Genomic DNA, 12593 nt, shown 5'->3' with positions numbered 1-12593 from the left:
AATCACCGGCCTCTCTTGTTGTGTCGTTCGAGCTTCGCGACCAGCTGGGTCAGCGGCAACGTGATGATCAGGTACATCGCCGCGGCCACCACGAGCGGTGTCGCGTTCGCCTGGCTGGTCAGGGCGTCACGCGAGAACGTGGTCAGTTCACGGTCGCCGATGGCCATGCCCGCGATGAACAGGAGGGACGTGTCCTTGATGAGGATCACGAGCTCGTTGGTCAGGGGAGGCGTGATGATCCGGAAGGCCTGGGGGAGGACGACGGTCACCATGGTCCACGCGGAGTTCATGCCGAGTGAGCGGGCGGCTTCCACCTGCCCCTTGGGCACCGCCTCGATGCCGGCTCGGATCGTCTCCGCGATGTAGGCCGAGGAGACGATGATGAGGGCGATCAGGCCGGCGCCCGCGTTGCCGCCCGGCGGATGCCACTGGAACGCGATGGGCACCGCGTAGGCGAATGCGAAGATCACCAGCAGGGCGGGAAGGCCACGGAAGAGCTCGATGTAGCCGGTGGCCAGCCAGCGGTACGGCAGGACCGGCGAGAGCTTCATGAGGGCGAGGACGAGCCCGAGGAGCAATCCGCCGAGAAAGGCGATGGCTGTGTAGACGATGGTGTTCTTCGCCGCGATCGTCACGATCTCCGGGAAGGAGGCCGCGGCGACGTCGAGGTCGAAGAAGTTGGAACGGATCTTCGCCCAGTCGGCGGCGAGGACGATAAGGAGGACTACGGCGGCGAACACCGCGTAGAGGACGCCCTGGATCAGGCGCCTGCGTGTCGATCGTTTCACGCGGGGGGACTACCTTCCTTCGGGAAGTGGCACCCGTGCGGCCCGGGCTCCGGGCCGCACGGGTCGGATGGGCTACTGCTCGAAGTAGGAGTCGTAGATTTCCTGGTACTTGCCGTTGTCGCGGAGGGTGGTGAGCTGCTCGTTGACGGCGGTGACCAGCGCCTCGCTGCCGTCCTTCGCCATGATGAAGCCGTACTGCTCGTCCGTGGGGTACTCCTCGGCGATGGTGAAGGCGCCGTCCTCGGTGTGGCCGATGTTGACCGGGAGGTCCTGCAGGAGGGCGTCGACGTTGCCTGCCTGGATGGCGGCGTACATCTCGGCGTCCGAGGGGAAGGCGACCAGCTCGGCCTCGGGCGCGTTCTCCGTGGCGTAGGTCTCGCCGGTGGTGCCCTGCTGGACGCCGACCTTCTTGCCGGCGAGGTCGTCGATCGAGGCGATGTCGGAATCCGTGGGAACGAGGAGGGACTGCAGCGAGTCGTAGTACGGGTCCGAGAACGCGAGGTTCGCCTTGCGCTCCTCGGTGATCGTGACCGCGCTGGCCCCGATGTCGCACTGGCGGGCCGCGAGGACGGCGCCGCTCTGGAGGCCGTTGAACTCGACGTCCTGGACGGCGAGCTCGAGATCCAGGCCGGAGGCGATCTCCTTCATGATGTCCATGTCGAAGCCGGTGTACTCGCCGTTCTCCTCGAACTCGAAGGGCGGGTAGGGGATGTCGGAGCAGACGGTCAGCGAGCCCTCGGAGACGAGGTTCAGGCCGCTCTCCTCGGCGGAGCCGGAGTTGGAACCGGAACCGGCGTCGTCGGAACCGCCGCCGCAGGCGCTCAGCGCGAGGGCGCCGGCGGCCATGGCGGCCAGCATTGCGGATTTTTTGGAAAACATGGGTACCTCACTTGGACGGGCGGAATGGAACGGAAAAAAGGTCCTGCTGATTCTAGCGACGAAAGAGAGATGTGCATCACAGGCTACAGCTATTGCCTATTGGTAACCAGAGACCCGCGCCGGGGCCCGAGACCGAGGGCTTCGGTCATGGGCCGGAACTTGCTCCACGTCTCGGCGAGCTCGGCCTCGGGCTGGGAGCCCTCCACGATGCCGCAGCCCGCGTACAGCCGGACGCGGGTGGGCGCCTCGATGACCGCTCCGCGCAGGGCGATGCCCCATTCACCGTTGCCGCCGGCGTCGATCCAGCCCACCGGCCCCGCGTAGGGGCCGCGCTCGAGGTGTTCCAGTTCGCGGATGAGGGCTCCGGCGACGGTCGTGGGCGTTCCGCAGACGGCCGCGGTGGGGTGCAGCGCCTGGACCAGGGCCAGCGAGGTCGGGACCTGGCCGGTGTCGTCGGGCGCGAGCTGGGCCGTGACGTCCGAGGCGAGGTGCCAGACGTTCGGCAGCTGCAGGACGAAGGGCTCGCTGTGCGAGGTCATGGAGCTCGTGAAGGGCTCGAGGGTCTCGGTGAGCGAGTCGATGGCGATCTGGTGCTCGTGGAGCTGCTTCTCCGATCCGGCCAGGACGCGGTCGGCGTAGCCGGGATCGCCCTCGGGCGCGTCGGCACGGTCGAGGGTGCCGGCGAGGACCCGCGCCTGGGCCGTGTTGTCCTCCACCTTGATGAGCATCTCCGGGGTCGAGCCGATGAGTCCGTCGACGGCGTACGTCCAGCAGTCCTCGTACCGCACGGCGAGCTCGCGCAGCACCTGGGCGGTGGCCACCGGCGTCTCGAGGTGCGCGACGACGTCGCGCGCCAGCACGAGCTTGCTCAGCTCACCGGCCTGCACGTGCTTCACGCCCTCCGCGACGGCGAGCTTGTACTGGTCCTCGCTGAGGACGCCCGGGCCCAGGCTGTCGCCGGGGCTGGGGGAGCGGCCGGCGTCGGGGGCGGCGAGGTAGGCGGCGAGCGCCGCTTCCGCCGCCGAGGCGCTCAACTCGGCTTCGGCGTCGTCCGTGATGTACGTCAGCCAGCTCCTTCCCCCACTGCAGCCCACCACCACCTCGGGGACGATCAGGCGCGACGGGTGCGAGGAGGTCTTGGAGAAGGCGAAGGACCCGAAGGCGATGAGGCCGGAGCCGGGGACGCCCAGCTCGTCCAGGACCTCCGCGCCGGCGAGCTCGCTGCGCCACCACTCCTGGGCCTGCGTGAAGCGGTCCGGCCCCGTTCCCGTGAATCTCGCCGTCTCCCCGTAGGCGACGAGCCCGCCGCCGCGGCGGATCCAGGTGTGGGCATCGTTGCGCACCACGTACTCGAGGAGGCCGGACCGGGGATCCATGGCGCCGCGTGCCACCGTGATGCTGCGGAGCCCGCGGGACTGTCCGGGCGCAGGCGTCAGCGCGGTGAGGGACGGAGTGCTCATGATGCTCCAAGCGTACTCCGCGGCTCCGCGCCACCTTCGTGCCGGGCCGTGAGCTTGGGCACGTCCCCGGAGGCCCGAGGAGGCCCGGCCGGGGCTGCGCGGCTCCGCCCGGATCGGGGATCGGCGCCGATTAGGTGCGGGGTGTTTGTTTGAGACAATGAGCGGGTGAATCGTGCATCCCTGGAGAAGCGCCCTGACGAAGTAGCGGCCATGTTCGACGACGTGGCCCCCAAGTACGACGTCGTCAACGACGTCCTGTCCGTGGGGCAGACCCGCCGCTGGCGTCGCATCGTCGTCGACGCGGTCGGGGCCGAACCGGGCCAGCGCGTGCTCGATCTCGCTGCCGGCACCGGCACCTCGAGCGAGCCGTACGCGGACGCCGGGATCGACGTCGTGGCCTGCGACTTCTCGCTCGGCATGCTGAAGGTGGGCAAGCGCAGGCGGCCGGACATCGCCTTCGTCGCCGGCGACGCCACGAACCTGCCGTTCGCGGACAACTCCTTCGACGCGAGCACCATCTCCTTCGGGCTCCGCAACGTTCACGAGCCGAAGAAGGCACTGGCGGAGATGCTCCGCGTCACGCGCCCGGGCGGGCGGCTGGTCATCGCGGAGTTCTCCTCGCCCACCGTCGCGCTCTGGCGCACCACGTACACCGAGTACCTGATGCGGGCGCTCCCGGCGATCGCCCGCAAGGTGAGCTCCAACCCCGACGCGTACGTCTACCTCGCCGAGTCCATCCGGGCCTGGCCGAACCAGGACGAGCTCGCGGCGTGGATCGGCGAAAGCGGCTGGAACGACGTCGAGTACCGGAACCTCAACGGCGGCATCGTGGCCGTCCACCGCGCCACCAAGGCGCCCGCGGCTCCCGGCGAGGAGCCGCTCCTGCCGGGGCAGGTCCGCCTGCGCCGCACGACGGCGGCCGTCTAGATGTCCGTGCTCATCGTCGGGGCGGGTCCTGCCGGCTCCACGGCGGCCTACTACCTCGCGAGTGCCGGAATCGAGGTCACCGTCCTCGAGAAGACGTACTTCCCCCGCGAGAAGGTGTGCGGCGACGGCCTGACCCCCCGCGCCACGCGGGAACTGCAGCTCCTCGGCCTCCCGCACGACGAGAGCGAGGGGTGGCGCCGCAACAAGGGGCTCCGCCTCATCGCGGGCAAGCGCACCGTCGAGGTGCCCTGGCCCGAACTGAGCGACTTCCCCGACTACGGCCTGGTCCGCACGCGCCTCGGCTTCGACGAGGCACTCGCGCAGCATGCGCGGGCCGCCGGAGCGACGATCCTCGAGGGCCACTCCGTGTCTTCCGCACTGCGCGACGACGCCGGACGGGTCACCGGGGTGACAGCGAACCTGCTCGACGCCGACGGCCGCAAAACGGGTGACACGCGCACCTTCGCCGCCGACGTCGTCCTCGCCGCCGACGGCAACTCGACGCGCACCGCCGTCAGCCTCGGACTGCAGAAGCGCGACGACCGGCCCCTCGGCGTCGCCGTCCGCACGTACTTCACGAGCCCCCGGACGAACGACGACTGGATGGAAGGGTGGCTCGAACTCCCGGACGCCACCGGCAAGCCGCTGCCGGGCTACGGCTGGGTCTTCGGCGTCGGCGACGGCACGTCCAACGTGGGCCTCGGCATCCTCAACTCGTCCGCCGAGTTCGGCAAGCTCGACTACAAGCAGGTCCTGCGCGACTGGACGGCGGGCATGCCGCCCGAATGGGGGTTCACGCCGGCCAACCAGGTGGGCGAGATCCGTGGAGCTGCCCTGCCCATGGGCTTCAACCGCACGCCGCACTACAGCCCCGGATTGCTGCTCCTCGGTGACGCCGGGGGCATGGTGTCCCCGTTCAACGGCGAGGGCATCTCCTACGCGATGGAATCGGCACGCTACGCCGCCGAGTTCATCACGCGGGCCGAGGGAGTGACGACGCCGCTCGGACGCGACCAGGTGATGTCCGGGTACGCGCCCTACGTACGGGAGCAGTGGGGCAGCCACTTCACGCTCGGACGCGTCTTCGCGCGGCTCATCGGCAAGCCGGCGATCCTCTCGCTGGCGCTGCGCACGGGCATGCCGGTGCCCGTGCTGATGCGGTTCGTGGTGCGGATGCTCGCCAACCTCACCGACGCCGGCGGCCGCGGGTTCGAGGACCGCGTCATCCACCTGCTCGAGTCGCTCGTGCCGCCCACCTCCAACCAGCCGTCCCTGACGGGCCACCTGCGTGCGCAAAGCGCCGCCCCACTTGGTTAGTCTTAGACCGTGACACAATCCTTCAACTCCGGGTGGACCAGCGTGGGTCCGAACAGCGCGCTGGACACGGCGGACATCCCGGACGACGCCGACGCCCTGCGTCTGCCTCCCGGCTTCGCCCTCATCGCCGAGGACCCGGAGCTGGGCCCGTCCGTCTCGTCATGCCTCGCCGAGGTGGAGAAGCAGCTCCGCGGGGCCATCGCCAACTCGGATCCACTGGCCGATGCCACGAGCCGACACCTGGTCGAGGCCGGCGGCAAGCGCATCCGCCCCCTCCTGACGATCCTCGCGTCCCACCTCGGCAACCCGACCCACGCCAAGGTGGTCCAGGCGGCCGTCGTCGTCGAACTGACGCATCTCGCCACGCTGTACCACGACGACGTCATGGACTCCGCGCCGTACCGCCGGGGCGCACCCACCGCGCACGAGGTGTGGGGCAACTCCGTCGCCATCCTCACCGGCGACCTCATCTTCGCCCGGGCATCGATCCTCGTCTCCGAACTGGGCGGTGAGGCCCTCGGTATCCAGGCCCGTACCTTCGAGCGGCTGTGCCTGGGCCAGCTGCATGAGACCGTGGGCCCGCGGGACGGCCAGGACGACCTCGAGCACTACCTCTCCGTGATCGCGGACAAGACCGGTTCGCTCGTGGCGGCCTCGGGCCAGCTCGGAGCCCTGTTCGCGGACACGTCGCCCGAGGTGGTCGACGTCATGGTCTCCTACGGTGAGAAGGTCGGTGTCGCGTTCCAGCTCGCCGACGACGTCATCGACGTCACCGGCCTGAAGGTCACGTCGGGCAAGGCGCCCGGCACGGACCTGCGCGAGGGCGTCCCCACCCTGCCGGTCATCCTGCTGCGCCGTGCCGCGGCCGCGGGGGATGCATCGGCGGCCGAGGTCATCGCCCTCGTCGACAGCGACCTCTCCTCGGACGAGGCACTCGCGGATGCCGTCGAGGCCGTGCGCTCCCACCCCCAGACACAGGAGGCGTGGGCGGTGGCGCAGCAGTGGGCCGACGACGCTGTGGCCGCCCTGGAGCCGCTGCCGGACAGCACGGTCAAGCAGGCGCTGGCGAGCTTCGCGCAGGCCGTCGTCAGCAGGGACGTCTAGCCCCTCCCGCGGCTGCCACGCAGCGCTTCGCCGTCGTTCCTGCGGCGTCGCGCATGCCTCGGTTGGCGGCCCCTGACGCTGGGCCTCGCCGTCGTTCCTGCGGCGTCGCGCACGGCTTTCCCTCGGTGGCGGCCCCTGACGCTGGGCCTCGCCGTCGTTCCTGCGGGGTCGCGCACGGCTTTTCCTCGGAAGTGTCCTTGATAATCGGCGTGTCCCGTGCCGACACGCCTCCTCCACGATGAAACGCGTGCACGACGCCGCTTCCTCCCGTGTCGCAGCACCTCACGGCCGTCGCCGGCGACATGCGCGTGCCGCTGCCCTCGGCCTGTCCACATAGCCGTGGGTCCAGAGGTGCTTACGGGCGGCAGCCTCTTGGGTTGGGCCATGACGATCGAGCAGATTCTCACGGTGTCGGGCGGTGTGGCTTCCACGGGTGACCTGTTGAAGCGAGGGGTGGGGGAGCGCGCGATCGAGCGCTACATCGGCGACGGCAGGCTTCTCCGCGTTCGACGGGGAGTCCTCGCTCTTCCCGACGCACCACCGGACTTCATCGAGGCGGTTGCCGGGGGAGCGCGGCTCACCTGCGTCTCCGCCGCGGTCCACTACAGGCTGTGGTGCACCCGACCTGCTGTCCGCATGCATGTCAGCCGGCCGACCCGCTCGGTCGCCGGCTGCATGAACCATCGCGCCGTCACCGTTCCCCCGCACCCCCAACTGCCGCTCGTCGGTGTGGCCGATGCGCTCGTGCACGTGCTGCAGTGCCGCCCTGCCGACGAGTCGGTCCCCATGGTCGAGTGTGCCCTTCGACGCGGTGACACCACGGCTGCGTTCCTCGAGTCGCGGCTGCCTGGTAAGCGCAACGGGAAGGCCCGCGCAGCATTGGCGCTGGTCGACCTCACCGCGGAATCGGCGATCGAGGTCGTCACGCGACTCCTGCTCCGCGGGGCCGGTCTCGGTGTTCGCTCACAGGTGCGGATAGCGGGCGTGGGTCGGGTGGACTTCCTGGTCGAGGATTGCCTCGTCGTGGAGATCGACGGAGCCGCGTTCCACTCCGACCGGCGGGCACTCCGGCGCGACCGCAGGCGGAACAACATGACGGTCATCGGCGGCTACACGGTGTTGCGGTTCTGCTACGAGGACGTCATGTTCGAGCCCGAGGAAGTCCTCGCCATGGTCTTCCGGGCCCTCGGGCGCCGGCCGATCCGCTGACATCGACGGCCACGCGCGGCTTCGTGCACGGCTTTAGTGGGCAACTGACTCTGATAACCGGCATGTCGTCGTAGGACACGCTCTTGTTGCCCAGAACCCATGCACGAAGCCGCATCAGCGGGTCTCGGCGGAGCGGGAACGGCGGCAGGCCTACCTCGCGGGGAGGAAAGCCCTCAGCTCGTCGGCCTTCCGGGCCCGAATCACCGGGTCGACGATCGGCCGCTTCGGCGTGAAGTAGAAGCCGTCGTCGTGCCAGCGCGGGAGCACGTGCTGGTGGTAGTGCCAGACGTGCTGGCTGCCTGCGGGCTCGTTGTGCTGGCGCGTGGAGACGCCGTCGGGGGTCCAGGCCCGCTTGATGGCGATCGCGATGTCGCGGGTGAGGGTCATGATGCGGGCAGCGACGTCGTCGGGCAGTTCGTAGAGCAGTTCGACGTGCGCGCGCGGGGTGATGAGGACGTGGCCGGGGTTCGGTTCGAAGCCGTGGGACGCGATGAACGCCAGCACGAGGTCATCGGAGTAGATGACGTCGCCGGGGCGGCACAGGTTCTTCGGGTTGCTGAAGTCGTTGCGCGCCAGGTCGCAGAACGGGCACTGGTAGCCCTCGGGGGCGTGGTGGGCGAACTCCATCAGTCCTCGTCGTCCTCCTCGAAGACCCACTCGAACAGGTCGAGCACGTATTCGCTGAACGTGCCCTCCTCGCTCTGCCACTCGCCCCGCGCGTTGTTGCGCCGCCAGACGATGGGGTCCGGCACGTCCAGCTGGTCCGCCCTCATGCCCCACGTGAACTGCTCGTCCTCGTCCTCGAGGAACAGGAGGAAGCCGTCCTCGATCTCGAGCTCGTCGGGATCCCAGAAGAAGTGGTAGGCCTCCATGATGTCCTCGGTGGCTCCGACCGCACGGTAGAACTCGCGGAGCGCCAGGGGCAGTTCGAAGTCCTTGCCCTCGAGCATCTGGGCGAGCTCGTCGTCGGACAGGCCGTCCTCCTCGGCCCACTCGCCCTCGAAGTACGAGGGCACGAGGGCGCGGAATTTGTCGGCAAACAGCTCAGTCACGAGTACTCCAGGAGTGGTGGTGGGGATGCTCCCATCCTAGCCGCCGCGCCCCGCGCCCGGGTCACCGTCGTACGCTGGCCGTCCGTGCTGCGAGCGGCGCGTGCCAACCGTAGCGCCAGGCGAGGACACGCAGGGTGAACACGAGCGACGCCGCCACGGTGCCCGTGAGGAGCGTGAAGGTCCCCGTGAGGTACAGCGCGGTGACGACGACGGCGCCGAGTAGTGCGGGCAGGGCGTAGATGTCGCGGGGATCGAAGAGCTGGGGGATCTCGTTGGCGACGACGTCGCGCAGCAGGCCCCCGCCGACGGCGGTGGTCACGCCGAGCAGGACCGCGGACACGGGATTCAGGCCCACCTCGAGTGCCTTGATCGTGCCGGTGATGCAGAACAGGGCGAGTCCGGCGGCGTCGAAGATCACCAGGACCCGCTTGACGCGCTCCACGCCGGAGAAGACGAAGTAGACGAGGACGGTGGCGAGGAGCGGAGGCAGCAGGTAGGCGGGAGTGGTGAAGGCCGCCGGCGGAACGTCGATGATGAGGTCCCGGGCCACTCCGCCGCCCAGTGATGCGAGCGATGCGAGGAGGAGCGAACCGACGATGTCGAAGCCCTTGCGCGCGGCCAGCAGGGAGCCGGAGACCGCGAAGAAGAAGACGCCGAGGAGGTCGGCGGCGAGGGCGATCTGTGAAGCGGTATCCATGTCTTCCTTCGGCGGACCGGAACGGGTGCGGCGGGGCGCTGCTCCCGTTCGTCGACGGGCGGCAGAAGGGCCCTGACCAGCATGACAGAGGCGGCGCCGCCTTCGGTTCCCCTAGGCTGGGGTCATGACCCGGGGATACGCAGCAGGCACGGAGATGGTCGAACCGAGCGCGAAGGACGGCTCACGGCCGATGCGCCTCGCGTCCCTGCTCATCGGCCTCCTCCCCACCAAGAGGATCCTGACCGGCACCGACTGGGTGAACTCGAAGTACCCGGGCCGGACCTACCCGTCGATGGCCGCCATCCCCTGGACCTTCCGGCAGACCCACAGCATCCAGGAGAAGCGGGTCGATGGTGTCCGCACGCTCACGGTCCGGCCGCTCCGCGGAGGCACGCGGTCGCACATCATCTACACGCACGGCGGCATCTACATCAACGAACTCAGCCGCCCGCACTGGTGGATCATCGCCGAGCTGACCAGGCGGACGGGCGCTGCCGTCACCGTGCCCCTGTACCGCCTCGCTCCGGAGAGCACCTACCGCGAGGCCTTTCCCTATCTGGTGAGCGTCTACCGTGAGGTGCTGCGCACCGCGGCGCCGGACGACGTGACCCTGATGGGCGATTCCGCCGGCGGTGCGCTCGCCATCGCCCAGCCCTGGGCCTTCCGCGACGCCGGCCTGCCCGTGCCCGGCCGCATCGTCGCGTTCTCCCCGTGGCTCGACGTCACGGCCACCAATCCCTCCATCCCGACGTACGACGCCGTCGACCCGATGCTCTCCGTGGGCGGCGGCGTGCAGGCAGGACTGTGGTGGGCCGGGGGCGACGATCCCAGGACACCGCTGGTCAGCCCCGCGTGCGCTCCCGGCGATCTGCTGGCCGCGGTGCCGGTCACGCGCATCTACCAGGGCACCCGCGACGTGTGCATGGCGGATGCGACAGTGTTCCGGGACAGGGCGGTTGCCGCCGGCGCCGATGTCACTCTGAAGGTCTATCCGGGCGCGTTCCACGTCTTTCCCGCGTTCCCCCGCCTGCCGGAGTCCCGGGAGGTCTATGCGGACATCGCGGCGTTCCTGGGACGGCCGCCACTGCCGTAGCAGGACGGGCCCGAGGGGTCAGTTCCCTGCGCCGGAGTCCCGGGAGAGGACCCACACGTTGGTATCGCCCTGGCGCTCGACCGTGACCGTGGTGACGAGTGCCCGGATCATCGAGAGCCCGCGGCCGGATTCGTCGTAGTCCTCGAGCAGTGCGTCCGGGTCGGAGGCCGGGGGTGGTCCGTCGAGGTCGGGCACCGGGTCGAGCGCCGCGGCCCCGATCTCGCTGATGACCGCACGGAGGCGTCCGGTGGCGACGGTGAGGTCGACTCCGAGGAGGAGGTCGCACCCGGCCTCGGGGACACCGTGCTGCACCACGTTGCTCGCGGCCTCGATCACGGCCGTGGTGAAGGCCATCTGGTCGAGTGCGGGCACGAAGGCCGCGTCGAGCCACAGCTGGTCCAGGATGCCATGCAGGTCCTCGATCGCCTGCTCGTCGGCCGGCTTCTCGAGGGTGCGCCGGGCCAGGATGTCAGTCATTGAGGAAGGCTTCCTCGGGTGTTGCGTGCGGCGTCAGGACGCGGTGCATGCTGGTCAGTTCGAGCACCATGTTCACCTGCGGCTGCACGGCGGCGATGCGCAGGTCCCCGCCCGACTGCCGGGCGAGCTTGAGGCAGCCGATCAGCGCGCCGAGGCCGGAGGAATCCATGAAGCTGGTGTCCGCGAGGTTGACGACAATCCGCTTGCCGCCCCCGCTGACGACCTCGTCGATGACCTCGCGCAGCTTGGGCGCCGCGACCATGTTCAGGCGGCCGCTGGCCGACACCTCGGTGTAGCGTCCCTTGTCCTGCGTGGTGAATTCCATCTGTACTTCCTCTTCCGATCCCTGTCCGCGTTCCTGAAGTGTTCCTGAAGTGTTCCTGAAGTGTTCCTGGAGGAGCGGCGTCGCTCCCCGGCGCAGGTCAACCCTGCAGGCGCTGGAGCACGACGACGGTGACGTCGTCGGCCACCTCGGGCACGTCGGCCATGTCCAGCAGGACCGCGCAGGCGTCCTCCGCGCTGGGGGCGGCCGTGATGACGCCCGCTACCGCCTCCGTGAACTGGTCCACCGTCTCATAGATGTCCAGCAGGCCGTCGCTCACGATGGCCAGGGAGTCGCCGGGCCGGAGGCTGACCGTACCGGGCGGCCACACCTGGTCCGGCCACGCACCGACGGGTGGTCCACCCGACGAGAGCCGCGTGACGCCACCGTCGGCCGCGACGTGCAGTGCGAGGCCATGGCCGGCGTCCACATACCCGACGGCGCCGGTGGCGGCATCGAGGCGCCCGTGGAACAGCGTGACGAACGAGCTGGTCTGCTCGAGGTCCGCCTCCGTCGCGCGCGCCGCCGTCGCGAAGGCGCTCTCGATGCTCGGCTGGGGCGCCACGGACCGCATGGTCGCGCGGACGGTCGCCGCGATCAGCGCAGCACCCATGCCCTTGCCCATCGCATCCGCGACGGTGAGGTGCAGTCCGTCCGGCGTGCGGTACCAGTCGTAGAAGTCACCCCCGACACTGCGCGACGGCCGGAACTTCCCGGCGAGCTCGTAGTCCTCGATCCTCAGGTTGTCGCGGGGGAGGAGGTTCTTCTGGACCTCGGCCGCGCGCTGGCGCTCGTCCGCGTTGGCGACGTCGACCGCCGCCTGGCGGCTCTGGCGGCGGAAGAGGGAGTTGATCCGTGCGACGAGCTCACGCGGGCTGAAGGGCTTGCTGATGTAGTCGTCCGCACCGGTCTCGAGGCCGGTCAGGCGCTCGATCTCGTCCGTACGGGCCGTGATCATCAGGATGTAGGCGTCGGAGAACTCGCGGACGGCACGGCAGACCTCCACGCCGTCGCCGTCGGGCAGGTTGAGGTCGAGCGTGATGAGGTCGGCGCCGGCGCGGGCCTTCTCCAGGCCCTCGCGGGCGGTGGCGGCCTCGGTCACCTCGAAGCCCTCACGCTTCAGGATCTGCACGAGCAGCCCCCGAATATCTACGTCGTCCTCAACAACCAGTGCACGGCGTATCTCAGGGGCGGCAGTCATGGTCCTCATTAAACGCTACGCCGCACGATCATCCGGACGCCGGGCGGAGCGTCGCCCTGATCGATGG

At 69.5% G+C, this 12593-nt stretch carries 14 protein-coding genes; 5 read left to right on the top strand and 9 right to left on the bottom strand.

Translation table 11 applies throughout. The features are described from left to right. Positions 1 to 2: 2 nt before the first annotated feature. The 3 genes from ACX80I_RS12900 to ACX80I_RS12890 form a co-directional block, all read right to left on the bottom strand. A complete protein-coding gene (locus ACX80I_RS12900; protein ID WP_459345520.1) occupies positions 3 to 788 on the bottom strand; it encodes an amino acid ABC transporter permease in 786 nt (261 codons plus the stop codon). Between the two features lie 72 nt (positions 789 to 860). Then, entirely contained in the window at positions 861 to 1646 is a 786-nt protein-coding gene (locus tag ACX80I_RS12895) for an ABC transporter substrate-binding protein (protein WP_459345519.1), read from the bottom strand. Between the two features lie 110 nt (positions 1647 to 1756). Then, positions 1757 to 3127 (bottom strand): isochorismate synthase, encoded by a 1371-nt coding sequence (locus ACX80I_RS12890; protein WP_459345518.1) that lies wholly within the window; start codon positions 3125 to 3127, stop codon positions 1757 to 1759. A 165-nt stretch (positions 3128 to 3292) separates the two neighbouring features. Here ACX80I_RS12890 and ACX80I_RS12885 point away from each other — a divergent pair, with 165 nt between their 5' ends. The 4 genes from ACX80I_RS12885 (at position 3293) to ACX80I_RS12870 (ending at position 7684) form a co-directional block, all read left to right on the top strand. Continuing rightward, positions 3293 to 4054, top strand: a complete 762-nt coding sequence (locus ACX80I_RS12885; RefSeq protein ID WP_459345517.1) for a demethylmenaquinone methyltransferase — start codon at positions 3293 to 3295, stop codon at positions 4052 to 4054. After that, positions 4055 to 5371 (top strand): geranylgeranyl reductase family protein, encoded by a 1317-nt coding sequence (locus ACX80I_RS12880; RefSeq protein WP_459345516.1) that lies wholly within the window; start codon positions 4055 to 4057, stop codon positions 5369 to 5371. 9 nt (positions 5372 to 5380) lie between these two features. Continuing rightward, positions 5381 to 6475, top strand: a complete 1095-nt coding sequence (locus tag ACX80I_RS12875; RefSeq protein WP_459345515.1) for a polyprenyl synthetase family protein — start codon at positions 5381 to 5383, stop codon at positions 6473 to 6475. Between the two features lie 384 nt (positions 6476 to 6859). Then, positions 6860 to 7684, top strand: a complete 825-nt coding sequence (locus ACX80I_RS12870; protein ID WP_459345514.1) for a DUF559 domain-containing protein — start codon at positions 6860 to 6862, stop codon at positions 7682 to 7684. 150 nt (positions 7685 to 7834) lie between these two features. Here ACX80I_RS12870 and ACX80I_RS12865 read toward each other — a convergent pair whose 3' ends face one another. From ACX80I_RS12865 to ACX80I_RS12855, 3 genes are all read right to left on the bottom strand, one after another. Then, positions 7835 to 8311: an HIT family protein gene (locus ACX80I_RS12865; protein WP_459345513.1), complete on the bottom strand. Its 477-nt coding sequence runs from the start codon at positions 8309 to 8311 to the stop codon at positions 7835 to 7837. Continuing rightward, positions 8311 to 8736, bottom strand: a complete 426-nt coding sequence (locus ACX80I_RS12860; protein ID WP_459345512.1) for a hypothetical protein — start codon at positions 8734 to 8736, stop codon at positions 8311 to 8313. The genes ACX80I_RS12865 and ACX80I_RS12860 overlap by 1 nt, the downstream gene beginning before the upstream one ends. A gap of 61 nt (positions 8737 to 8797) precedes the next feature. Beyond that, positions 8798 to 9433, bottom strand: coding sequence for a trimeric intracellular cation channel family protein (locus ACX80I_RS12855; protein WP_459345511.1), 636 nt, complete (start codon positions 9431 to 9433; stop codon positions 8798 to 8800). 124 nt (positions 9434 to 9557) lie between these two features. Between ACX80I_RS12855 and ACX80I_RS12850 the strand changes: the two genes are divergently transcribed. Then, positions 9558 to 10526, top strand: a complete 969-nt coding sequence (locus ACX80I_RS12850) for an alpha/beta hydrolase (protein WP_459345510.1) — start codon at positions 9558 to 9560, stop codon at positions 10524 to 10526. 18 nt (positions 10527 to 10544) lie between these two features. Here the strand turns inward: ACX80I_RS12850 and ACX80I_RS12845 are convergent, their stop codons facing one another. From ACX80I_RS12845 to ACX80I_RS12835, 3 genes are all read right to left on the bottom strand, one after another. After that, the gene (locus ACX80I_RS12845; RefSeq protein WP_459345509.1) at positions 10545 to 11003 is read right to left on the bottom strand and encodes an ATP-binding protein; all 459 of its coding nucleotides are present in this window, start codon (positions 11001 to 11003) and stop codon (positions 10545 to 10547) included. Next, positions 10996 to 11328, bottom strand: coding sequence for an STAS domain-containing protein (locus ACX80I_RS12840; RefSeq protein WP_301225932.1), 333 nt, complete (start codon positions 11326 to 11328; stop codon positions 10996 to 10998). The genes ACX80I_RS12845 and ACX80I_RS12840 overlap by 8 nt, the downstream gene beginning before the upstream one ends. Positions 11329 to 11425: 97 nt before the next feature. Continuing rightward, entirely contained in the window at positions 11426 to 12526 is a 1101-nt protein-coding gene (locus ACX80I_RS12835) for a PP2C family protein-serine/threonine phosphatase (protein WP_459345508.1), read from the bottom strand. Positions 12527 to 12593 lie beyond the last annotated feature (67 nt).

Source organism: Arthrobacter rhamnosi (assembly GCF_054510855.1).
This window is presented reverse-complemented; position numbering and strand designations above follow the sequence as displayed.

What these genes read in the sequence shown, in the direction of transcription:
- ACX80I_RS12895 (WP_459345519.1), bottom strand. Translation starts at nt 1,646, where the DNA reads ATGCTGGCCGCCATGGCCGCCGGCGCCCTCGCGCTGAGCGCCTGCGGC.
- ACX80I_RS12890 (WP_459345518.1), bottom strand. Translation starts at nt 3,127, where the DNA reads ATGAGCACTCCGTCCCTCACCGCGCTGACGCCTGCGCCCGGACAGTCC.
- ACX80I_RS12880 (WP_459345516.1), top strand. Translation starts at nt 4,055, where the DNA reads ATGTCCGTGCTCATCGTCGGGGCGGGTCCTGCCGGCTCCACGGCGGCC.
- ACX80I_RS12870 (WP_459345514.1), top strand. Translation starts at nt 6,860, where the DNA reads ATGACGATCGAGCAGATTCTCACGGTGTCGGGCGGTGTGGCTTCCACG.
- ACX80I_RS12865 (WP_459345513.1), bottom strand. Translation starts at nt 8,311, where the DNA reads ATGGAGTTCGCCCACCACGCCCCCGAGGGCTACCAGTGCCCGTTCTGC.
- ACX80I_RS12855 (WP_459345511.1), bottom strand. Translation starts at nt 9,433, where the DNA reads ATGGATACCGCTTCACAGATCGCCCTCGCCGCCGACCTCCTCGGCGTC.
- ACX80I_RS12850 (WP_459345510.1), top strand. Translation starts at nt 9,558, where the DNA reads ATGACCCGGGGATACGCAGCAGGCACGGAGATGGTCGAACCGAGCGCG.
- ACX80I_RS12845 (WP_459345509.1), bottom strand. Translation starts at nt 11,003, where the DNA reads ATGACTGACATCCTGGCCCGGCGCACCCTCGAGAAGCCGGCCGACGAG.
- ACX80I_RS12840 (WP_301225932.1), bottom strand. Translation starts at nt 11,328, where the DNA reads ATGGAATTCACCACGCAGGACAAGGGACGCTACACCGAGGTGTCGGCC.
- ACX80I_RS12835 (WP_459345508.1), bottom strand. Translation starts at nt 12,526, where the DNA reads ATGACTGCCGCCCCTGAGATACGCCGTGCACTGGTTGTTGAGGACGAC.